The organism is Hyphomicrobium sp. (assembly GCF_036262015.1).
In the GTDB taxonomy this organism is placed as follows: Bacteria; Pseudomonadota; Alphaproteobacteria; order Rhizobiales; family Hyphomicrobiaceae; genus Hyphomicrobium_C.
Window position 1 is genome coordinate 173,631 of record NZ_DATAJR010000005.1, and the last position, 20,505, is coordinate 194,135.

The 20,505-nt window shown below is 64.4% G+C and carries 17 protein-coding genes, 2 tRNA genes and 1 pseudogene; 10 read left to right on the forward strand and 10 right to left on the reverse strand.

All coding sequences use genetic code 11. The features are described from left to right. Nucleotides 1-16: 16 nt before the first annotated feature. Entirely contained in the window at nucleotides 17-640 is a 624-nt protein-coding gene (locus VHO05_RS05330; RefSeq protein ID WP_329645584.1) for a LemA family protein, read from the reverse strand. 219 nt (nucleotides 641-859) lie between these two features. Here VHO05_RS05330 and VHO05_RS05335 point away from each other — a divergent pair, with 219 nt between their 5' ends. Together VHO05_RS05335 and VHO05_RS05340 are read left to right on the forward strand one after the other, a co-directional pair. After that, on the forward strand, nucleotides 860-1,444 hold the full coding sequence (locus VHO05_RS05335; RefSeq protein WP_329645585.1) for a hypothetical protein: 585 nt from the start codon (nucleotides 860-862) through the stop codon (nucleotides 1,442-1,444). 191 nt (nucleotides 1,445-1,635) lie between these two features. Continuing rightward, entirely contained in the window at nucleotides 1,636-2,553 is a 918-nt protein-coding gene (locus VHO05_RS05340; protein ID WP_329645586.1) for a ParA family protein, read from the forward strand. A 55-nt stretch (nucleotides 2,554-2,608) separates the two neighbouring features. Here the strand turns inward: VHO05_RS05340 and VHO05_RS05345 are convergent. Next, nucleotides 2,609-2,683 (reverse strand) — tRNA-Gly (locus VHO05_RS05345). A gap of 279 nt (nucleotides 2,684-2,962) precedes the next feature. On the opposite strand from VHO05_RS05345, the gene trxA reads away from it, so the two are divergent. The 6 genes from trxA to VHO05_RS05375 all read left to right on the forward strand — a co-directional run bounded on the left by trxA (nucleotide 2,963) and on the right by VHO05_RS05375 (nucleotide 11,697). Continuing rightward, entirely contained in the window at nucleotides 2,963-3,877 is a 915-nt protein-coding gene (trxA, locus tag VHO05_RS05350) for a thioredoxin (protein ID WP_329645587.1), read from the forward strand. An 18-nt stretch (nucleotides 3,878-3,895) separates the two neighbouring features. Next, a complete protein-coding gene (locus VHO05_RS05355; RefSeq protein WP_329645588.1) occupies nucleotides 3,896-4,573 on the forward strand; it encodes an LON peptidase substrate-binding domain-containing protein in 678 nt (225 codons plus the stop codon). Between the two features lies 1 nt (nucleotide 4,574). Next, entirely contained in the window at nucleotides 4,575-4,805 is a 231-nt protein-coding gene (locus VHO05_RS05360) for a Trm112 family protein (protein ID WP_414653694.1), read from the forward strand. Nucleotides 4,806-4,911: 106 nt separating this feature from the next. Beyond that, a complete protein-coding gene (locus VHO05_RS05365; RefSeq protein WP_329645590.1) occupies nucleotides 4,912-5,928 on the forward strand; it encodes a GNAT family N-acetyltransferase in 1,017 nt (338 codons plus the stop codon). A 115-nt stretch (nucleotides 5,929-6,043) separates the two neighbouring features. Next, a complete protein-coding gene (mutS, locus tag VHO05_RS05370) occupies nucleotides 6,044-8,896 on the forward strand; it encodes a DNA mismatch repair protein MutS (protein WP_329645591.1) in 2,853 nt (950 codons plus the stop codon). A 41-nt stretch (nucleotides 8,897-8,937) separates the two neighbouring features. After that, nucleotides 8,938-11,697: a [protein-PII] uridylyltransferase gene (locus tag VHO05_RS05375; RefSeq protein WP_329645592.1), complete on the forward strand. Its 2,760-nt coding sequence runs from the start codon at nucleotides 8,938-8,940 to the stop codon at nucleotides 11,695-11,697. Here the strand turns inward: VHO05_RS05375 and polA are convergent. Next, nucleotides 11,694-14,708, reverse strand: coding sequence for a DNA polymerase I (polA, locus tag VHO05_RS05380; RefSeq protein ID WP_329645593.1), 3,015 nt, complete (start codon nucleotides 14,706-14,708; stop codon nucleotides 11,694-11,696). The genes VHO05_RS05375 and polA overlap by 4 nt on opposite strands. Nucleotides 14,709-14,865: 157 nt before the next feature. Here polA and VHO05_RS05385 point away from each other — a divergent pair. After that, nucleotides 14,866-14,942 (forward strand) — tRNA-Arg (locus VHO05_RS05385). A 576-nt stretch (nucleotides 14,943-15,518) separates the two neighbouring features. Here VHO05_RS05385 and VHO05_RS05390 read toward each other — a convergent pair. From VHO05_RS05390 to trbG, 7 genes and pseudogenes are all read right to left on the reverse strand, one after another. After that, nucleotides 15,519-16,571, reverse strand: a pseudogene (locus VHO05_RS05390) (recombinase family protein); the annotation flags it as partial. Further along, on the reverse strand, nucleotides 16,568-16,966 hold the full coding sequence (locus tag VHO05_RS05395) for a helix-turn-helix domain-containing protein (RefSeq protein ID WP_018426305.1): 399 nt from the start codon (nucleotides 16,964-16,966) through the stop codon (nucleotides 16,568-16,570). The pseudogene VHO05_RS05390 and the gene VHO05_RS05395, both read right to left, overlap by 4 nt. Further along, the gene (locus VHO05_RS05400) at nucleotides 16,963-17,316 is read right to left on the reverse strand and encodes a toxin-antitoxin system TumE family protein (protein WP_018426306.1); all 354 of its coding nucleotides are present in this window, start codon (nucleotides 17,314-17,316) and stop codon (nucleotides 16,963-16,965) included. The genes VHO05_RS05395 and VHO05_RS05400 overlap by 4 nt, the downstream gene beginning before the upstream one ends. Continuing rightward, nucleotides 17,313-17,630 carry a hypothetical protein gene (locus VHO05_RS05405; protein WP_018426307.1) on the reverse strand — a complete coding sequence of 106 codons (318 nt, stop codon included), beginning with the start codon at nucleotides 17,628-17,630 and terminating at the stop codon, nucleotides 17,313-17,315. Before VHO05_RS05405 ends, VHO05_RS05400 begins: the two co-directional genes overlap by 4 nt. Nucleotides 17,631-17,765: 135 nt before the next feature. Continuing rightward, nucleotides 17,766-17,987 (reverse strand): DUF2274 domain-containing protein, encoded by a 222-nt coding sequence (locus tag VHO05_RS05410; RefSeq protein WP_018426308.1) that lies wholly within the window; start codon nucleotides 17,985-17,987, stop codon nucleotides 17,766-17,768. Nucleotides 17,988-17,989: 2 nt separating this feature from the next. Then, a complete protein-coding gene (locus VHO05_RS05415) occupies nucleotides 17,990-19,117 on the reverse strand; it encodes a TrbI/VirB10 family protein (RefSeq protein WP_112330126.1) in 1,128 nt (375 codons plus the stop codon). Beyond that, nucleotides 19,117-20,109, reverse strand: coding sequence for a P-type conjugative transfer protein TrbG (trbG, locus tag VHO05_RS05420; RefSeq protein WP_414653696.1), 993 nt, complete (start codon nucleotides 20,107-20,109; stop codon nucleotides 19,117-19,119). Before trbG ends, VHO05_RS05415 begins: the two co-directional genes overlap by 1 nt. Nucleotides 20,110-20,127: 18 nt before the next feature. Between trbG and VHO05_RS05425 the strand changes: the two genes are divergently transcribed. After that, nucleotides 20,128-20,505, forward strand: a complete 378-nt coding sequence (locus VHO05_RS05425; RefSeq protein ID WP_018426311.1) for a nuclear transport factor 2 family protein — start codon at nucleotides 20,128-20,130, stop codon at nucleotides 20,503-20,505.

The window sequence follows — 20,505 nt, forward strand, 5'->3', positions numbered from 1 at the left end:
CGTGCCGCTCTTACGTTCACTTGCTCGTGCCGAAATCGACCTTAGGCGTCTTTTGCTCCTCGGCCGGAATGTCGAACGTCGCCATCTCCTGCGCCGAAGGGTAAAGGACCGTCTTCCACAGGCGTCCGGGGAACGTCGTGATCTCGGTGTTGTACTGCCGGACCGCCTGGATGTAGTCGCGCCGCGCAATGGCGATGCGGTTTTCCGTGCCCTCGATCTGGCTCTGCAGGGCGAGGAAGTTCTGACCGGACTTGATGTCGGGGTAGCGTTCCACCACCGCCAGCAGCTGGCGCAACGCGCCACCCAGCGTGTTCTGCGCGTCCTGGAATTTCTTCATCGCGTCCGGGTTGGTGAGGATGTCCGCCGGAACCTGCACGCTGACGGCCTTCGCGCGCGCCTCCGTGACGTCCGTCAAAACTTTGCGTTCCTGATCGGCGAAGCCTTTAACGGTCTCAACGAGGTTCGGAATGAGATCCGAACGCCGCTTGTACTGGCTCAGCACCTCGGACCACGCCGCCTTGGCACTTTGCTCGTAGGTGGGGATATTGTTCACCCCGCAACCGCCAAGCGACAGCGCCGCGAATGCGACGGCGAGCAGGGCGAGCGGGTGGGGGATTCGAAGGGCGGGGGCTCGGATCATGACGAAACCTCAGGGCATGGGGGCAACACGAACTGTTTAGCAGAGGCCGCAGCTGCGGGAAATCGGCAGGACACGGCCGGAAGTTACCACTTTCGTTTCAAAGTCTCTAAAAAATACGTGATTCCAGGGCGTTGGGCTTAACCACACCTCGACGATATGCGCGCCTTGAGCACCGCTCCGGCGTAGGATGGCGCTCCCTGCCCTGGAGTCTGTGTCCTCATGTCATTGCGTACCTCTGCGGTTCTCACGGCCGCCGTCGTTGTCCTTGGCGCCGCGTCGCCGGCGTTCGCCTGCCGCGGAGTGGAATGCTACGACGAGGTCCGCCTGCCGGACGTCTACCGTACTGTCGATCGGCCCGTCATCGTTCGTCCCGGCTATCGTGAGGTCGTGGATCGGCCGCCGGTTGTGGTCGTCCGGCCGGAGCGCGTCATGGTCGCGCCGGGTCGCGTTTCATACGAGATGACGCCGCCAGTTACGCGTACCGTGTTTCAGGAAATTGTTGTTCGGCCCGCGGGCTACCGCTGGGCATCGACCTGGGGTCCTTACGGCGAGCGGCGCTGCAAGGTTCCTGTGCCCGCAGAGGTGAAGGTCGTTCCGCGCGAAGTCCTGGTGCGTCCGGGCCGGCGGGTCCGGGTCGTGCAGCCGCCGATCTATGCCGTTCGTGAGCGTGCCGTCGCGGTGCGTCCCGCTGGGCGCTATGTGGTCGACTATCCGCCCGTTGTGGCGCAGGAGCGCGCACGCGTGCTCGTCCGGCGCGGCGGAACGGCCTGGGTCCGCGCCGAGCGCACCAGCTACGGTTGGTAGCCCCGCACTTCACGCCGAATGAGCGTGTGACGGCATTGATGTCACGGCCACACTGAGCAGCCGTGACATGGAAAGTTGGCAGCGCTTCGCGAGGCTGCCACAATCCCGACGCACATCGGTCAAGGCGCATCGGCCAAGGCCCGTCAGGCAGCGCCGCGCGACTATCGGGGCAGGGGAGGCCTCGCAACGCTATGCGAAATACGATTGCTGTGATGAATACCAAGGGCGGCGTGGGCAAATCGACCCTTGTGCTGGCTCTGGCCGAAACCCTTTCGGCGTATCACGGCAAGAATGTGCTCGTGATCGACAGCGACGCGCAGGCGTCCGTCTCCAGCATGCTCATGACCATCCCCAACCTGCATCGCCTGCAGCAGAACGGCCTGACGATGGTCGATTTTCTCGTCGCCCGTGTGCTGCAGAACGCGGCCGGGGACTGGCCGCGCTTCGTTGTCCGCAACGTGTCGGACGTCGACGATGCCCGCACGGTTTTTCTCATCCCGAGCGATATGCAGCTCACGCTGTTCGAGCGCGAGGTGTCCAAAAGCAGCTTGCACGGCCGACTGCGCGCGGTGATCGCCGCGCTGCTCGCCGAGGCGCGAAAAGTATTCGACATCATCCTCATCGATTGCCCGCCGGGGCTGTCGGTTCTGACCGAATGCTGGCTGCGCGAGGCCGACTATCATATCTCGCCGACGAAAGCCGACTACGTATCGGTCTGCGGTCTGGAGGTGTTCCGGCGCTTCAAGGCGCTGAATCCCGAGATGGGCTTCGCCGAGAACATGGGCGTCCTCGTCAACATGAAAGACGTTGGTTCGCCCACCGAGGAGGACTATCACGCCTGGCTCGTGAGCAACCCGGACAACCGCTGTTTCAATCAGGTCGTGCCGCGATCGGTCGTTTTACAGGAAGCGGCCAGGTTTCATGCGCCGGATCGCTCATACTTCGCCAAATATCCTGGCGATACCGGCAAGGCCCTGCGTCAGCTTTGCGAGGAAATGCTGTCGCGCATGACGGGCCCGGCGCAAACGTCGCAGCAGCCTGCCCCGGCCGTCGCTCCGGACAGCGGCAACTCGGATGACAAGCCGGCCGCCGAGGCGCCCGCCACATAGCGCGGACGGCCGCATAGGGGATCCGTCGTCGAGTGACCCAGATATTTGAGAGAGTTGGAGCGGGCGATGAGATTCGAACTCACGACCCTCACGTTGGCAACGTGATGCTCTACCCCTGAGCTACGCCCGCATCCATTTGGGGTAAGCGCGCTGCCGAAGCGGCGCGCCCGGTCTTATTGCCCAACCGAAGCGCCTTTGCAAGCGCCTTCCCGCATGGATCGTGAACAGCCCAATTTTTGGCGCCTTCGCTTGGCCGTTTAGGCCGTTGCGCGCGGCGGCCGATTGCGGTTCAGTCCGCCGCCGGAGTGGTGTCTTGGGGGTCGCATCTCTCGGCCCCACTTACCATATTGTCAGAGCGGAGCTCTGCTGCGAAGCTCGCGCCGCGAGCAGAATTTCAGGGAGTGATGGGATGGATCTGGGAGGACTGAAGCCCGGTGGGGCTTCACCGGCCGCGCAGGGTTTGATCAAGGACGGCACAACTGCCAGCTTCGCCAAGGACGTCATCGAGGCCTCTCGCCAAGCGCTTGTGCTCGTCGACTTCTGGGCCCCGTGGTGTGGTCCCTGCAAACAGCTCACCCCGATCATCGAAAAGGTGGTGTCCACCTACGGCGGTAAGGTGCGGCTCGTCAAAATCAACACGGACGAGCATCCTGGGATTGCCGGCCAGCTCCGCATTCAGTCGCTGCCGACGGTCTATGCCTTCCGCGACGGACGTCCGCTCGACGGCTTCATGGGCGGCCAGCCCGAGAGCGCCGTGCGCTCCTTCATCGACCGACTTCTGGGTGACGATACAGAAGCCGATCTCGCTGGCGTAATCGAAGCGGCCGAAGCCGCGCTTGAAGCAGGCGATCTGCAGAGCGCTGCCGAAGCGTTTGCCGCCGTGCTGCAGGAAGACCAGCAGAACGTCGCCGCGCTCGCGGGTCTCGCGCGTTGCTACTTGAAGAGCGGCGATGTGGCCCGCGCCGAGCAAACCCTCTCGCTCGTAGCGCCCGACAAGCAGTCAATCGCGCCGGTGCAGAGTGTTCGCGCCGCGCTTGAGCTCGCGAAGCTCGCCGACAAGGCGGACGATACGAGCGAACTCGAACAACGCGTCACCGCCAATCCGGCCGACCATCAAGCACGCTTCGATCTGGCCGTGGCCCTTGCCGCGCGCGGCAAGAAGGAACAAGCGCTCGATCACTTATTGGATCTCGTCCGGCTCGATCGGAATTGGAACGATCAGGCCGCTCGCAAGCAGCTCGTTCAGCTCTTCGATGCCTGGGGTCCGAAGGACGAATTCACGCTCGAAGGCCGCCGCCGGCTATCATCCATCCTGTTCAGCTAGACCCTCTGGGAGCATGACGTGGCCTTTGCCGACCAATACCGGCGCCCTGCCGACCTTCCCTCGCGCTTGCCGTTGTTTCCGTTGCGGGGCGCGATTCTGCTTCCGGGATCGACGCTGCCGCTGAACATCTTCGAGCCGCGCTATCTCGAGATGATCGATGATGTCATGAGTGGATCGCGTATGCTTGGCATGGTTCAACCGGTCGGCGCGGAGGCCGATGAAAGCCCGCTCGGCAAATCGGTTGAGCTGCGCCGCATTGGTGGCGCTGGGCGCGTCACGAGCTATCAGGAGCTCGACGACGGGCGTATCGGCATTGCACTCACGGGCATCTCTCGGTTCGAAATCGTCGGCGAAGCCGAGACCGGAAAATCATATCGCGCGGCAACTGTCAGCTACGACAAGTTTGCCGGAGACTTTACGCGCGGCCTCGGCGAGGAACAGATTGATCGCCCCCGGCTCGTTGAGACCTTGCGCACTTATCTCGAAGAGCACAATCTCAAGACTGATTGGTCGCTGATCGAGCGTGCGCCGAGCGAATTTCTCGTCAACGCACTCTGCGTGATGAGCCCCTACGGCCCGGAAGAGAAGCAGGCGTTGCTCGAAGCCGCAGATTTGAAGGCGCGCGCCGAGATTCTGATCGCGTTGGCTCAGATGGAGAGCGCCACGCGCGGAGGATCCGGCGGGACGCTGCAGTGAGATGACAATGTCTGAGAAAACACCTCCGGTCGTCGGCGGCGATGAGCCGGATCCCAAGCTGCTCGAACTTCTCGTGTGTCCGGTGACGAAGGGCCCGCTGACTTACGACAAGGCCGCCAAGGAGCTGGTCAGTCCGAAAGCCAATCTGGCCTTCCCGATCCGCAACGGCGTGCCGCTAATGACGGTGGAAGCGGCCAGGTCCCTGGACGAGCCGCGACCAGAACCGGCTTGACCCTCGCTCTGAGCTCCCGGCGACAATCGTCGTAAAATTGTCTCCGATTCGTGATTGATTGCGCTTCGCCGACGCCCCGTCGGTTTCGTGTCCCTGGACGGAATTCATGACCATCGAACGGCATCCCAAGATGCGTGGCTTGACCAAGCGCATTGCCGGCCGTTGGCAACACAACTCAATTCTGAGCGCTGCCCCGCGGGGACTTCTCGCGTTGAAGGCGCTGAACGAGAAAGCCCGTGCCACCGCAACTGGCCTGCCCTTCGTCAGGAAGCCGCCGGCCAAGGTGTACGGGCGTATTGGAAGCCTGAGGGTCCGATTGGCCAATGGCCGCAAGGACGTGCTGAGCGCCCAGCGGCTGCGCTTCGAGGTGTTCTACGAGGAGATGTCGGCGACCCCGAGCGTCATCGCGGGTATGCGCCGCCTCGACCAGGACCCTTACGATGCGATCTGCGACCATCTCCTGGTTGAGGATCACAGCCCTGAAGGTGGGGCCGTGTCCGAGGCCTGGACACGCACGCGCAAACCGCACGTGGTCGGCACGTATCGCGTCCTTCGTCAGGAGGTCGCGCAGCGCAGCCTCGGGTTCTACACCGAGAGCGAATACGACATCGCGCCCCTGATCGCCGCCAAGTCGCCGCGCTATCGCTTCATGGAGCTCGGCCGTTCGTGCGTGCTGCGGCCCTACCGCACGAAGCGCTCTGTCGAACTGCTGTGGCACGGCCTCTGGACCTATGTGCGCGAGCACAAGGTCGATGTGATGATCGGCTGCGCGAGCTTCGAAGGCACCGACCCCGAAGCCCACGCCATGGCGCTGAGCTTCCTGCACCACCACGCGCTCGCCCCGCCTGAGTGGCGCTGCCGGGCCCATCGGCACCTCTACGTGCCGATGGATCGTCTGCCCCGCGAGAAGGTGGACACCAAGGCCGCCCTCAAGGCGCTGCCCCCGCTCATCAAAGGATATCTGCGCCTCGGCGCGTTCGTGGGCGAGGGTGCGGTCATCGACCGCCAGTTCGGCACCACCGACGTCCTGATCATCCTGCCGGTGGAGAATATCGATCCCCGTTATTTCGGCCACTTCGGCGCGCCGGACGAGCTGAAAAGCCGGATCGCGGCTGAAGTCTAACCCTCTCGAGGGCCACACGATCCCCGCCAATTTTGTCGCGAAGCCCCGCGAGGGTTTCCAATACCCGTCGTGACCGGCTATCCGTGAGCCGGGAAACACGGAGAAACGGCGCGGCATGGCGGGACAGCGACGGCATCGGCAAGACGAAGCGGAGCAGGCAGACGAGGCTGACGCCGCCGTCACGCCCGCGACGTCGGCCGAACCCCAGCCAACCGGGACACCTCCCGCAGGGATCGGCGAAGCCACGCCGTCCATGGCCCAGTTCCTCGAAATCAAGACCGCCAATCCGGACAGCATCCTCTGGTACCGGATGGGCGACTTCTACGAACTGTTCTTCGACGACGCGGTCGTCGCCTCGCGGGCGCTGGGCATCGTGCTGACCAAGCGCGGCAAGCACCTGGGCCAGGATATTCCCATGTGCGGCGTTCCGATCCATCGCGCCGACGAATATCTGCAGCGCCTGATCAAGGCAGGTTATCGCGTCGCTGTCTGCGAGCAGCTCGAGGACCCGGCCGAGGCCCGCAAGCGCGGCTCCAAGGCCGTCGTGAAGCGCGACGTGGTCCGTCTGGTCACGCCGGGCACGCTGACCGAGGACACGCTTCTCGACGCACGCGCACGCAACTATTTGACGGCTCTGTTGCGCGTGCCCGGCGGCGCCGAAGGCGCGCTCCTCGTTTCCGATACAGTCGTCGCTCTCGCATCTCTTGACATCTCGACCGGCGAGTTCGAGGTCGGCGAGGTGCGGGGCAAGGATCTGCCGGGGGAACTGGTTCGCCTCGCACCCGGCGAAGTCATTGCCGCGGACACCGTCTTTGGAGAGGCCGATCTGTCGGCCTGGATCGAACGCGCCGGAGCAGCCGCGACCCCGGTGCCCTCCGCGTCGTTCGACAGTCTCGCTGGCGAGCGCGAGCTGAAGGCGCGCCTCGGCGTCAAGGACCTCGGCGCCTTCGGAACGTTCACGCGCGCCGAGCTTGCAGCCATCGGCGCGCTCCTGCGCTACGTGGACCTGACGCAAATCGGCAAGAAACCGGTCGTGCGAGCCCCGCGGCGCGTGGGTGCTGATGCGGCGCTCATCATCGACGCCGCGAGCCGCGCGAGTCTCGAGTTGGTGCGCTCCACATCGGGCGAAAAATCGGGAAGCCTGCTCGATGCGATCGATCGAACGGTAACCGGAGCCGGCGCGCGCGAGCTGGCCGCGCGTCTCTCGGCGCCGTTGTCCGATCCACGAGCCATCGATGCGCGTCTCGATGCCGTAGCATTCTTCGTCGAGGACGAGACCCTGCGCGAAGCGGTCCGTGAGACGCTGAAAGGTGCACCGGATCTCGCGCGGGCCGTTTCGCGCCTCGCCTTCGGACGCGGCGGCCCGCGCGATCTGGCGGCGATCGCGCAAGGCTTGTCCTCTGCCGAGGCCGCCGCCGCGCTTCTGCGCGGCAAAAGGAGCGCGATCGGCCGACCGGCAGAAATCGCACGCCTACTCGAGCGTCTCGATGGCAAAGGCGCTGAACTGCTCGCACTGCTCTCGGCCGCTCTCGTCGACGACCCGCCCCATCTCCGCCGCGACGGCGGTTTCGTGCGCCGCGGCTTCCGCGAGAGTCTCGACCAATCGCTCGCGCTTCGCGATGATAGTCGCCGCGTGATGGCGGAGCTTGAGGCGCGCTACGTGGAGCTTTCCGGCGTGAAGACGCTGAAAGTTCGCCACAACAACATCCTCGGATATTTCATCGAGGTCACGCAGACGAACGCCAAGCCGCTCATCGAGCCGCCGCTGAGCGACACGTTCCGTCACCGCCAGACCATGTCGAATGCGATGCGCTTCACGACTGTGGAGCTGTCGGAAATCGAAGGGCGTATTGCGTCCGCGGGTGAACGCGCGCTCGCAATCGAGCAAGAAATTTTCAACGAGCTTGCCGGAGCAGTTGCGGCGGAAGAACAATCGCTATCGGCAATCGCGGCTGCGCTGGCAGAGCTGGACCACACGGCGGCGCTTGCCCACCTGGCCCATCACGAACGTTACGTGCGCCCCGTTGTCGACGCGAGCCAGACCTTCGAGATCCGCGACGGCCGCCATCCCGTCGTCGAGCAAGCCCTGAAGCGCGCGCGGGGCGGACCCTTTGTCGCCAACGACTGCACGCTTGGATGCGCCACGACCGACGAAGCGCGCAACGCCGACAACATGCCGGACGCCCGCGTCTGGCTTGTCACCGGTCCGAACATGGCTGGCAAATCCACATACCTGCGCCAGAATGCGTTGATTGCCATCCTTGCGCAAATGGGCGCGTTCGTGCCCGCGGGCGCGGCCCATATCGGCGTTGTCGATCGCCTGTTCAGCCGCGTCGGCGCCGCCGACGATCTCGCGCGCGGCCGCTCGACGTTCATGGTCGAGATGGTCGAAACGGCGGCGATCCTGAACCAGGCCACGCCGCGCTCGCTCGTCATTCTGGACGAGATCGGCCGCGGTACGGCTACGTTCGACGGCCTCTCCATTGCCTGGGCGGCTGTCGAGTACCTGCACGAGGAGACCCAGGCGCGCGTCCTCTTCGCGACCCACTATCACGAACTGACCGCGCTCGCCGGGCGGCTGAAGTCCGTCGCCAACGTCACCATGGACGTCAAGGAATGGCAGGACGACATCGTCTTCCTGCATCGCGTCAAGGCGGGTGCGGCGGACCGCTCCTACGGCATCCAGGTCGCAAAGCTTGCCGGCCTGCCGTCGCTTGTTATCGGCCGCGCCCGTGAGGTGCTGGCGCTGCTAGAGAAGGCCGACCGCCGCCGCGGACAGGGCTCAGGACCGCTTGAGGACCTTCCGCTATTCGCCGCCGCCCGGCCAACAAGTGAAACGGCCCGTAGCGGTCCGGCCCCGGTCGAAGCGGCTCTCGATGACATTAACCCAGATGAGCTTTCGCCCAAGGCGGCCCTCGAAGCGCTCTATCGTCTGAAGCAGATCCGGGCAGGCAACCCGGTCAAATGACCCCATTCGCAGCCGGCGCGGCAATGTCCTAAGGTGGACTCATGGATACGTCGATTTTCCCGCCCGCGCCGTACTTCGATCCTAGCGAGCTGCGCCATTCGCTGACGGCTTTGTTCAACGTGCACGGCAGCGCGCCGGATGCGCGGCCCGCAATACTCGACCGCTTGAAGCTCCTGGTCAAAGCCGCACGCGGCACCGCGCGGCTCCAGCTTGAGGCCGACGGCAACGGCCGCCGCTGCGCCATGGGTCTCGCGCGTTTCCAGGACGAGCTGGTCCGCCTCCTCTATGACTACACCGTCACGCACGTCTATCGCGCCACGAACCCGTCCGACGCCGAGCGCATGGCTGTGGTCGCGACAGGCGGATACGGCCGCGAGATGCTCGCGCCGGGGTCCGACATCGATCTCCTGTTTCTGCTTCCGTACAAGCAGACGCCCTGGGGCGAGAGTGTCGCCGAGTACATGCTCTATCTGCTTTGGGATCTCGGCTTCAAAGTCGGCCATGCCACGCGCACCGTCGAGCAGTGCTTGAAGCTCGCCATGGCGGATACGACCATCCGCACGTCGCTCCTCGACATGTGGCTCATTCACGGCGACGCACAGCTCTACGCCGTGCTGGAGCAGCGTTTCCGCAACGAGGTCATCCGTGGCTCCGAGCGCGCCTTCATCGACGCCAAGATGGCCGAGCGTAGCGAGCGCCACCGCCGCGCCGGCGAAAGCCGCTATAAGGTCGAGCCCAACATCAAGGACGGCAAGGGCGGTCTGCGCGATCTGCACACGCTGCACTGGCTGTCGAAATATCTGCTGGGCCATGAGGTCGGCCCCGACAGCATCGCAAAGGGCGTCTTCACGCAGGAGGAGGTCGCGACGTTCCGGCGCTGCGAGAACTTCCTCTGGACCGTGCGCTGTTTCCTGCACTTCTACACCGGCCGCCCGGAGGAGCTTCTGAGCTTCGAAATCCAGCCGGTCTTGGCCGATCGCCTGCACTACAGGGACAAGCACGGTCTGCGCGCGGTCGAGCGCTTCATGAAGCACTACTTCCTCGTCGCGAAGGACGTGGGTGATCTCACGACGATCCTCTGCAACGCGCTCGAGCTGCAGCAGCTGAAATCACCGGCCAGCATCTTCAATCCGCTTTCTTGGCGGCTGCGCCGTCAGATCCGCGAGAAGACCGATTTTCGCATCGACAACGGGCGCCTCAACATTGCGGACCCGGATGTCTTCAAGCGCGACCCCGCGAACCTCATCCGTTTCTTTGCGCAGGCCGAGAACACCAACACGTTCCTGCATCCGAATGCCATTCGCCAGCTACGCCGGTCGCATCGGCTCATCGACGACAAGGTGCGCACGGATCCAGAGGCGAACCGCATCTTTATGAAGCTGCTGACGGGTCACACCAGTCCCGAGGCCACTCTGCGCCGCATGAACGAGGCGGGCGTGCTCGGCCGCTTCATCACGGATTTCGGCCGGGTCGTCGCGATGATGCAGTTCAACATGTATCATCACTACACCGTCGACGAGCATCTGATCCGCACGGTCGGTAAGTTGACTGATATCGAGCGCGGTGGCTCCGCAGGAGAGCTGCCGCTGTCCACTGAGCTGATCAAGACGATCCAGAACCGCCGCGTCCTCTACGTTGCGGCGTTCCTGCACGATATCGGCAAGGGTCGTATCGAAGATCATTCGGAGGTTGGCGCAAAGATCGCGAAGAAGCTGTGCCCACGGCTGGGCCTCACGCCCGCCGAGACAGACACGGTGGTCTGGCTGATAGAGCAGCACCTGACGATGAGCAACGTCGCCCAGAGCCGCGACATATCGGATCCGAAGACCGTACGCGACTTCGCCGACATCGTGCAGAGCCCGGAACGCTTGAAGCTGCTGCTGCTCTTGTCGGTCGCCGACATCCGCGCCGTCGGCCCTGGTGTGTGGAACGGCTGGAAGGGACAGCTCCTGCGCACGCTCTATTACGAGACCGAGCCTCTGCTCTCCGGCGGTCATACGCAAGTCCCGCGCGACCAGATCGTCGCCGACGCCCAAGCCGATCTCCGCAAGGCACTCAGCGATTGGCCCGAAGCCGAGGTGGATCGCTTTATCGGCCGCCACTATCCGGACTACTGGCTTCGTATTGAGCCGAAGCGTCAGGTTGAACACGCGCGCCTGCTAAGGCGTGCCGAAAGCAATGGCAACACGTATGCCTTCGAGCGCACGACAGACGCTTTTACCGCCATCACCGAGTTGACGGTCTTTGCGCCGAACCATCCACGCCTGTTGTCACTGTTCGCTGGCGCCTGCGCGGCAAACAGCGCGAACATTTTAGGCGCACACATCACGACAACGCGCGACGGCTTCGCGCTCGATACCTTCCTGCTCGCACGCGAATTCACCGAGGACGAGGACGAGTTGCGCCGCGCGAAGCGGATCGAAGAAACGATTGAGCGCCTGCTGCGCGGCGAGACGTGGGTCGCGGCCCTGCTCGAAAAGCGTCGCTTTGCTCCTCCGCGCGTCGAGGCCTTCACCGTTCCGCCGGAGGTCTACGTCAACAACGCGTTGTCCGACGTGTTCACCGTGATCGAGGTCACAGGCCGCGATCGCACCGGCCTCCTGTATGAGCTGACCAATGCGCTGTCGGATCTCTCGCTCGACATCGCATCAGCGCACGTCACGACCTTCGGCGAGAAAGCCGTCGACGTGTTCTACGTCACCGATCTCACCTCGAAGAAGATCGAGAGCGAAACCCGCCAGCAGGTCATCAAGGACCGCCTGACGCAGATCCTCGAAGGTCCCGCCAACAGCTCCCTCTAATGCGCCGCTTCCCAGTTCGCGGCCGCCTTCGCGTCCACGTGGATCGGCACGGCGAGTTGCACGGCCGGCTCAGCCGCGCCTTCCATGACGCTGCGCGCCGTCTTGATCAGAATCTCGGCTTCCGTCTCTGACACCTCGAACACGAGCTCGTCGTGCACCTGCAGCAGCATGCGCGCCGTCTGGAGCTTTGCGGCTTCGAGTGCGGCCGGCATGCGGATCATGGCGCGCCGGATGATGTCCGCCGCGCTGCCCTGGATCGGCGCGTTGATCGCCGCGCGTTCGAGGTTGCCGCGCACGCCCGGGTTCTTCGTGTTGATCTCGGGATAGTGGATGCGGCGCCCGAAGATCGTCTCCACGAACCCGCGCTCATGCGCCTGCTTCTTCGTCGCCTCCATGTAGTCGCGGATGCCCGGGAAGCGCTCGAAGTAGGTTTTGATGTAAGCGCCCGCTTCCTCGCGCGCGATGCCGAGCTGGTTGGCGAGGCCGAACGCCGAGATGCCGTAGATGATTCCGAAGTTGATTGCTTTCGCCCGGCGGCGCACGTCCGAGGGCATATCCTTCACCGGCACGCCGAACATCTCCGACGCCGTCATGGCATGAATGTCGAGCCCTTCCGCAAACGCGCGCTTGAGCTGCGGTATGTCGGCGATGTGCGCGAGCACGCGCAGCTCGATCTGCGAATAGTCCGCCGAGACCAGCGTGTTGCCCGGCTCCGCGATGAAGGCGGTGCGGATCGCGCGCCCTTCCTTGGTGCGGATCGGGATGTTCTGCAGGTTGGGATCGTAGGACGCGAGCCGCCCCGTCGTCGTGGAGGCGAGCGCGTAGCTCGTGTGGATGCGGCCGGTCTGTCCATGAATGTAGGTCGGCAGCGAGTCCGTATAGGTGGAGACCAGCTTTGAAAGCTGCCGCCATTCGAGCATCTTGTTGATCAGCCCGCGTGCGCTCTCCGGAACGTCCTCGTTTGCGGCGAGATCGTCGAGGAGGCCCGCGCGGGTCTCCCACTGGCCGCTCTTCGTGCGCTTGCCGCCGGGAAGCTGCAGCCGGTCGAACAGCAATTCGCCGAGCTGCTTCGGCGAGCCGAGATTGAACTTGTGGCCGACGAGTCCGTTGATCTCCTCTTCGAGACGTGTCAGCGACTGCGCGAACGAGGACGAGAGCCTCGACAGCACGCCCTTGTCGACGAGGATGCCCGCGTGCTCCATGCCCACGATCACGGGCACCAGCGGGCGCTCAAGTGTTTCGTAGACTGTCGTCAGGTGTTCGGCCACGAGCCGCGGCTTGAGCTTGTGCCACAGCCGCAGGGTGACGTCCGCGTCCTCGGCGGCGTATTCGGCGGCCTTCTCGATCGGCACCTGCGCGAAGTTCTTCTCGCCCTTCTTGCCGGGCGCAAGCTCCAAAACCTTTTCGAAGGAGATGCAGGTGTGGCCGAGGTGGCGCTCGGCGAGCGTATCCATGCCATGGGCACCGCGCCCGCAGTCGAGCACGTAGGAGACGAGGAGCGTGTCGTCGATCGGGGCGACCGCGATGCCGTAGCGCTTCAACACGAGGCAATCGAACTTGATATTGTGCCCGATCTTGAGCACCGACGCGTCTTCGAGCAGCGGTTTGATCAGCGCCAGCGTCTCGCGCAGCGGCGCCTGCGGAAGGCTCGCGCCGTCGCCGAAGTCGAACCCGCCTTCGGCCGGGCGATGCCCCACGGGCACGTAGCACGCCTTGCCTGGCGCCACGGCGAGCGAGAAGCCAACGAGATCGCACGTCATGCAGTCGAGCGCCGTCGTTTCCACATCGAACGCGAAGCGGCGGGCTTCGCGGGCCGCTTCGATCCACCACTTGAGGCGGTCGAGACTGATCACGGTCTCATAGGCCGAGCGGTCGAACGGCACCTTGGCGATGCGCGTCGAATGGATAGCCGCGCCAGCCGCCGGTGTACCCGTTCCCTGCGGGCCGGCGTCCACGTCCGCGCTTTGCGCGTCAGCAGCAACAGATCCGGTCGCTGGCTTGCTCGCGCGTGTGGCAGTCTTTTCCGCCGGCTCGGCCGAAGCGGCGGGAGGCTCCACGCCAAGCTTCTCCGAAATGCGCTTCGTCAGCGTCGTGAATTCCATTTTGCGCAGGAATCCGAGCAGCGCGTCCGCCTTGGGATCCTGGACGCCGAGCTGATCGACCGGGATCTCGACCGGCACATCCTCCTTGAGCCTTACGAGGTCGCGCGAGATGCGCGCCTGCTCGGCGAACTCAATCAGCTTCTCGCGCCGCTTCGGCTGCTTGATTGAGCCGGCCGCCGCCAGCAGCGCATCGAGATCGCCGTATTCCGTGATCAGCTCCGCCGCCGTTTTCACGCCAATGCCCGGCACGCCCGGCACGTTGTCCGTCGAGTCGCCTGCGAGCGACTGCACGTCGACGACCTTCTCCGGCGCCACGCCGAATTTCTCGAACACTTCGTCACGGCCGATCTTCTTGTTCTTCATGCCGTCGTACATGACGACGCCCGGCCGCACGAGTTGCATGAGGTCCTTGTCGGACGACACGATCGTCACATCGCCGCCCGCATCCACGATATGCTTGGCGTAGGTCGCGATCAGATCGTCCGCCTCGTAGCCGAGCTGCTCGAGGCAAGCCACGTTGAAGGCTTTGACCGCGTCGCGGATGAGCGGGAACTGCGGGACGAGCTCTTCCGGAGCCGGCGGCCGGTGCGCCTTGTAGTCCTTGTAGATCTCGTTGCGGAACGTCTTCTCCGACGCATCGAAGATAACGGCGAGGTGCGTCGGCGCTTCGGACGCCTTGGTCTCCACCAGGAGCTTCCAGAGCATCGCCGAGAAACCGTGCACGGCACCGACCGGCAGTCCGTCCGACGGGCGCGTCAGCGGAGGCAGCGCGTGGAAGGCGCGGAAGATGTAGCCCGACCCGTCGACAAGATAGACGTGGCTGCCTTTGACAATCGGCACCGGGTCCCCCTCCGGCACGGAGCAGGCAACGGGCGGTCTCGGCTTTTTCTCGGGAGAATTTGTGCTCATGGCCGCGCAATATAGGGGCGCCGCGGCCCGAGGTCAGCCCCTCGTTGCGTCATAAGCGATTGGGCGAAATAGGGCGGCCAGACGCCGTTTGCTCCGGCATCCGGAATGCGCTATCAGAGGCGTCCCGGCCCTCACGCCGCCGGTGATGTCATGGAATGCACCCGTAGCTCAGCTGGATAGAGTGCTGCCCTCCGAAGGCAGAGGTCGCAGGTTCGAATCCTGCCGGGTGCGCCATTTCAGAACAGAACTATGAACGCCGAACGCCGCCGTTTCTACGCTTGAAGCGGCGACCAACGTTCGCAGCAGTTCCGACTTCGATCCCATGATGCGAACCTCGTCGTCGGCAACCTCGACACGCTGCGCCAGCGCGCGTAGATGGTCGCGGCGGTAGCCGCCATCGTTGAGCCTGATCCGTTCACGGGCTTTGCGGGCAAACCCCTTGAGCATATCGGGGGTGACGCCCTGATTGCCTGAACTATCGAGCGCGAGCTGCGTGCGCTCCGCGTCGGCGGCGGCTTGATCCCGCAATGCCTTGAGGCTCACCATGCGTTCCTTTGCCATGGCGTCGTCCTTGTCCACCATGCCGGCTTCGATGGCGTCAAAGAGACGGCCGAGCCGCTGGTCGGCTTCCGTGATTCGCCTTTGAAGCTCGGCAAGATGCTCGCGGCGGCGTTCGGTGCGTTCCTGTCGGCGGTCGATGACGCTGGCAAGGACGGTTTCCAACCGCTTGGGCAGGAGCAGGCGGTCCCCGATATAATCGGCGACCGTATGGTCCAGCTTGTCCATGGGGATTGTGCGACCCTTGCAGCCGGTCTTGCCCTGCCGGGCCTTGGTCGAGCAGGTATAGTAGCGGTATGTCGCGCCCGTGCTGCCTTGGCCGGTGCGAAGGGTCATCGCTCCCCCGCACTTGGCGCAGAAGCAAATGCCGGTCAGGAGCGTCGGGCCGCTGGAGACACGTGCAGGCGTCACCATGGGATTGCGGGACTTGAGGCGGGCTTGCACCGCGTCGAACGTCTCGCGCTCGATTAGGGGCGGCACCGCCATGATGGCGACCTCGCTCTCCGGCTTCTTCTGGCGGTCCTTGTGCGACCGCGTGTTGAACCTGTGCTCGCCGATATAGGTGGTGCGGGTCAGGATGGCGTGGATTTGCGCCAGCCCCCACCGGCCGCCGTCGCGGGTAAAGAAACGGCGCTCGTTGAGATAGGTGGCGATGGCCTTGACACCCATCGCGCCGCGCGTGCCGTCGCCCTCAAGGAACAGGCGATAGATCATCCGCACGGTGTCGGCGTGCAGCGGGTCGATCTCCAGCTTCTTCTTGGTCTTCGATCCCCGCTGTTCGGCCGCAACGATGCGATAGCCAATAGGCGGCCGCGCGCCATTCCAGAAGCCTTGCCGGGCGTTCTCGTTCATGGCGCGCAGGACGTGCTTGGCGTTCTCCTTCGACTGGTATTCGTCGAAAAGGGCCATGATCTGCCGCATCATCTGGTGCATGGGATCGTCGCCCATCTCCTGCGTGATCGACACCAGCTTGACGCCGTTTTTCGCCAGCTTCCTGACGTAGAACTCCATCTCGAAGTGATCGCGGAAGAAACGAGAGAAGCTATGCACCACGACAATATCGAAAGGCGCAGGCTTGGACGTGCCCGCCTCGATCATGCGCTGGAACTCGGGGCGCTTGTCGTTGGTGGCGGTTGCGCCCGGTTCAACGTAAGTCTCAACGAGCTGGTAGCCGCGTTGCTCGCAATAGGCTTCGCCCTGCCGCTTCTGGTCAGGAATAGAAATGTCATGCTCGGCCTGCCGGGCGGTCGAGACGCGCAGGTAGAGGGCGGCGCGGGCGGTAACGGTTGGGCTGTGCATGTTCATGCTTGGCCTCCCATAGCTTTCTTCACTTTGGGGCGGTCGATAAGGGGCAACGCCAGTTCCACGCGATCATGCACTACCTTGGGTGCGAGCTTGCGCCCATGCCCCGGCTCAAGCCGCACAAGACCGTAGCTCTCCATGGTTTTCAGGGTGCGTGACAGATTGGAGCCGGCCCGGCCGGTGATTTCCGCCAGTTCCTCCAGTGAGGCCGGGGCTTTCTCGGCGATGATGCGCAGCAGTTCGCGGTTACCGGCCGACAGCACCTTGGCAAAGGATTCGGTCGAGGTGAACCACACCTTCGGATCGCTGGGCGCAGGTTTTTCCTCGCCGCGCGCGATCCGCATGGTGCGGGCCTTCATTTCTTCATAGTCGGCAATCCCGACTTTCAATGTGGTCATAGGGCACCTCGTTCCTTCAACACCGCGTCCACCGCCTGCCAGAAGTCGGCCAGCAGCGTGGCCGCATCCTCGTAGGCGTAAGGCTTCACGGTCTGGAGGCGGTGCCGATGGTCCATCGGCTCGCCGCGTCTGCCCCGGCCGACCGGGTGGGCGTTGTCAAAGCCGACCAGCCGTTCGCCCGAAGGCCCGTGAAGCGTGAGCGAATAATCGAGGCCATGCGGCTTTTCCGGCGAGGCCGGAACGCGGGTGACGATGAACTTCACCCAATGGCCGCCCTCGGGGTCGACAAAGAGCATCTGTCCGTCGAGGTCCAGAAGCGTATCGAGGCCCGGATCACGATGCCCGCTCAAGTCTTTTTCCTATCAGTTTGAGATAGGAAATGCAAGCCATCATCCGGCTTTCTCGGGTTCAGGAGTTCGTCGAACACATCGCCGAACCAACGCTCGAACACGTCAATCTCAGCCTCGGTGACGGGAATGTTCTCCGGCCAATCGTCGATAACGCGCATCCTCTGTCCGTCCGGGCCGAGAAGCGGCGCGTCGCTGGCTCGCGTTCGGCCGTCCGGCGTGGGATCGTCGGCATAGTCGAAAAGATCGTCGGGAAGTGGTTCGGGGATCGACTGTCGCGGTCGCCCTTTGCGGGCACGGCGGCGCTCTGCGCACATGGAATCCTCCTTGGTTCTGGTGGATTCCGGGGCGCTATAGGCCCCGGAATTAGGCGAACCATGGAGGGCAGTCGGCGGCCTGTAGCGTGCCGCATTTGCGCCTATGCGCTGGCGGCACCCCTGCCGGGATGGGACTCAGTTGGCGGCTCGCCGTGCCTTGGCGAAGCCGCGATCCGTGGCGATGAAGTGTTGAAGCATCGGAACGATGAGCTTGGCGGGATCGGCAACGGGCTGGCCGCTCTCGCGGGCCAGTACCTCGGCATAGGCGATCAGATCGCGGTGAAGCGGCGCGGGCAGTTCCACCGTCACCTTGACAGGCTTGTCGTCGGGCAGCGGGCCGAGTTTCAGTTTCGTCATGGTCAACCTCCTGCCGGCTCGAACACAAGATCGCGGGTGACGATGATCCTGACCGGGAAGCCGGGCCGGATGGTGAGCGTCGGCGCAACCTGCAACTGGCGCTGGACGATCTGCTGGCCCGCCTGATTGACGGTATCCTGCGCGCCGTCGCGGATAGCCCGGATAAGCCGGTCCTCGTCGCTCGTCGCCAGCTCCGTGCCGACTGCGAGCAGCGTGGATAGCCCTGCGGCCTTCATCAGATCCCACCAATGATAATCGACGCCATCCTCAAGGCCGGCATAGCCGCTGGCATCCGCGCCCGGCAGGCGCTCCAGAACTATGGAACGGCCGCCCGGCAGGATCAGGCGATTCCACACCAAGAGCACCCTGCGCTGGCCGAAGGTCACGCCGTCATCGTATTGACCGATGATGCGCGTTCCCTGCGGGATCAGGAGCAGCGAGCCGGTTGGGCTGTCATAGACGTTCTCTGTCACCTGCGCGGTGATCTGGCCGGGCAGATCGGAACGGATGCCGGTGATGAGCGCGGCCGGGATCACGGCCCCGGCCTGAAGGATGTAGGGCGAGGCCGGCGGCGTGACGCGATCCGGCGCGACGGTCTGCCGATCCACCGGCCCGTTGAGAAACGCCGCGTGGCGATCCTGTGTCGCGGGCTGCCCGCCGAGGCCAAGCCCGGCAAGGCCGGGCATGGCCGTTCCTGCCGGCGCACCTGTGCGCGGGCCGGACTGGAAGAACACATTGCTCAAGCGCGCGGCTTCTTCCTCGGCGCGGCGGCGTTCTTCCTCTGGATCGACGGCGGGCGTCGCCATAACGGGCGGCGCGACTGGTTGTCCCCGGTTCTGCGCGTCGAGAATGGGGCGGCCCAAATCTCCGGGCAGCGCGGGGCCGAGCACCGGCCCGCTATAGTCGCTCGGCAGGCCCGCCAGCCCATCGGCAGTTTGCCGGTTGTTGGTCGAATAGAGTTCTTCGTCGCCCGGTCCTGCGTCGCGGGTCTGGAGCGCGTAGATCAGTGCGCCGCCGATGCCGAGCAAGGCGACCGCGCCGACGCCTGCCAGCATCTTGCGCGACAGGCGGGTGACGCGGGGCGATTCAGCGCGCAGGCGCATGGGGGCTGCGATATTGGTATCGCTCATTAGGACGATCCTCCCGTGGTCGTGCTGGCTGGTTCTGCTGCGGCCTGCGTCGGGTTGGTGCGGACGATCCTGACGACCTGCTGGCGGTTGCCGCTGCCAAGGCGCAGCTCGGCCGCGCCGAACAGACGGTCCACGATCAGGACGTTCTGGTGGATGCGGGAATTGACGATTTGCTGCTCGCCGTTCGCGCCAAGCACGAAGATCGGCGGCATTTCGCCCTGCACGATCCCGGCCGGGAAGACGACATAGACGCGGCGGCCATCGTCGAAGACGGAGACGGGCCGCCACGGCGGGCTGTCGCCCTGCACCTGCAATCCGTAGCGATAGTTCCGCGCCGCCTCGGCCGGGATGATCGGCGCGGCCGGAACGGTCTGGCGCTGGCCCGGCGTTGCGGGATAGGCCCATGCCACGGCGGGCATGTAGAGCGATTCCCGCGCGCGCAGTTCGAGCATGTAGGTGCGCCGGTCGGTGGTGACGACAAGGTTGGTCGAAATGTCCGGCCGCGTCGGCTTCACGAGAATATGGACACGGCGGTTTGCGCCGCTGCCGCTCTCGGTGTCGCCGATGATCCAGCGGGCGGTGTCGCCCGCCGCAATCGGCCCCGCGCCTGTCAGGCTCTCGCCCGGCTCCAGCGCGATCGTCGTGATCTGCCCGACTGCGGCATAGACCTGATAGAGCGCGCCTTCCGACCACGGATAAATCTGGATGGCGTTGTAGTAACCTTCGCGGCGCGGCTCGACGCGAGCGGCTGCATTGGCGTTCTCGACGCGGCCGGTCGGCGTGCCGGCAGCCGTGCCGCCGCGTGCGACGGTCCATGCCGGGGGCACATGCAACGGCCGGGGCGTGTTGTCGGCTGCTGCCGCCTGCACGGTCGGCAGCGGCGGCACGCTTGCATCGTAGCTGAATTGCGGCGTCCGGTTGGTGGCGCAGCCCGCCAAAGTAATTGCAAACGCCGTCGCAAAAATCGCATAGGTTAGCGACTTCAGGATCAGTAAGGAGGAATCGACAGAATGGATTCTGTGCCGACGATTGTTGCCCGGTATATCGACGCCTACAACAGGATGAATGTTCAGGCGATGCTCGACTGCCTGTCGGGCGAGGTTCGGTTTATCAACAGATCGAACGGAGAGACGACGAACGAAACGCACGGGATCGAGGCATTCCGCGCGCTGGCGGAACAGGGCGTCCAGTTGTTTGCTGAAAGAGAACAGACGATCCTCGACTGTATCGCGATAGACGACCGTGCAGCCGTGCGCATCGGCTATCGCGCCAAGGTCAAGACCGACCTGCCCAATGGCTGGAAGGCCGGGCAGGAGATCGAGATGACGGGCACCTCGTTTTTCATGATCTCCGAGGGAAAGATCAGCGAGGTGATTGATGCAAGCTGA

Coding starts and splice junctions, on each gene's coding strand:
- VHO05_RS05425 (WP_018426311.1), top strand. CDS start 20,128: ATGGATTCTGTGCCGACGATTGTTGCCCGGTATATCGACGCCTACAAC.
- VHO05_RS05365 (WP_329645590.1), top strand. CDS start 4,912: ATGACCATCGAACGGCATCCCAAGATGCGTGGCTTGACCAAGCGCATT.
- VHO05_RS05340 (WP_329645586.1), top strand. CDS start 1,636: ATGCGAAATACGATTGCTGTGATGAATACCAAGGGCGGCGTGGGCAAA.
- mutS (WP_329645591.1), top strand. CDS start 6,044: ATGGCGGGACAGCGACGGCATCGGCAAGACGAAGCGGAGCAGGCAGAC.
- VHO05_RS05335 (WP_329645585.1), top strand. CDS start 860: ATGTCATTGCGTACCTCTGCGGTTCTCACGGCCGCCGTCGTTGTCCTT.
- polA (WP_329645593.1), bottom strand. CDS start 14,708: ATGAGCACAAATTCTCCCGAGAAAAAGCCGAGACCGCCCGTTGCCTGC.
- VHO05_RS05330 (WP_329645584.1), bottom strand. CDS start 640: ATGATCCGAGCCCCCGCCCTTCGAATCCCCCACCCGCTCGCCCTGCTC.
- VHO05_RS05405 (WP_018426307.1), bottom strand. CDS start 17,630: ATGTGCGCAGAGCGCCGCCGTGCCCGCAAAGGGCGACCGCGACAGTCG.
- trxA (WP_329645587.1), top strand. CDS start 2,963: ATGGATCTGGGAGGACTGAAGCCCGGTGGGGCTTCACCGGCCGCGCAG.
- VHO05_RS05395 (WP_018426305.1), bottom strand. CDS start 16,966: ATGACCACATTGAAAGTCGGGATTGCCGACTATGAAGAAATGAAGGCC.
- VHO05_RS05410 (WP_018426308.1), bottom strand. CDS start 17,987: ATGACGAAACTGAAACTCGGCCCGCTGCCCGACGACAAGCCTGTCAAG.
- VHO05_RS05375 (WP_329645592.1), top strand. CDS start 8,938: ATGGATACGTCGATTTTCCCGCCCGCGCCGTACTTCGATCCTAGCGAG.
- VHO05_RS05360 (WP_414653694.1), top strand. CDS start 4,575: ATGACAATGTCTGAGAAAACACCTCCGGTCGTCGGCGGCGATGAGCCG.
- VHO05_RS05415 (WP_112330126.1), bottom strand. CDS start 19,117: ATGAGCGATACCAATATCGCAGCCCCCATGCGCCTGCGCGCTGAATCG.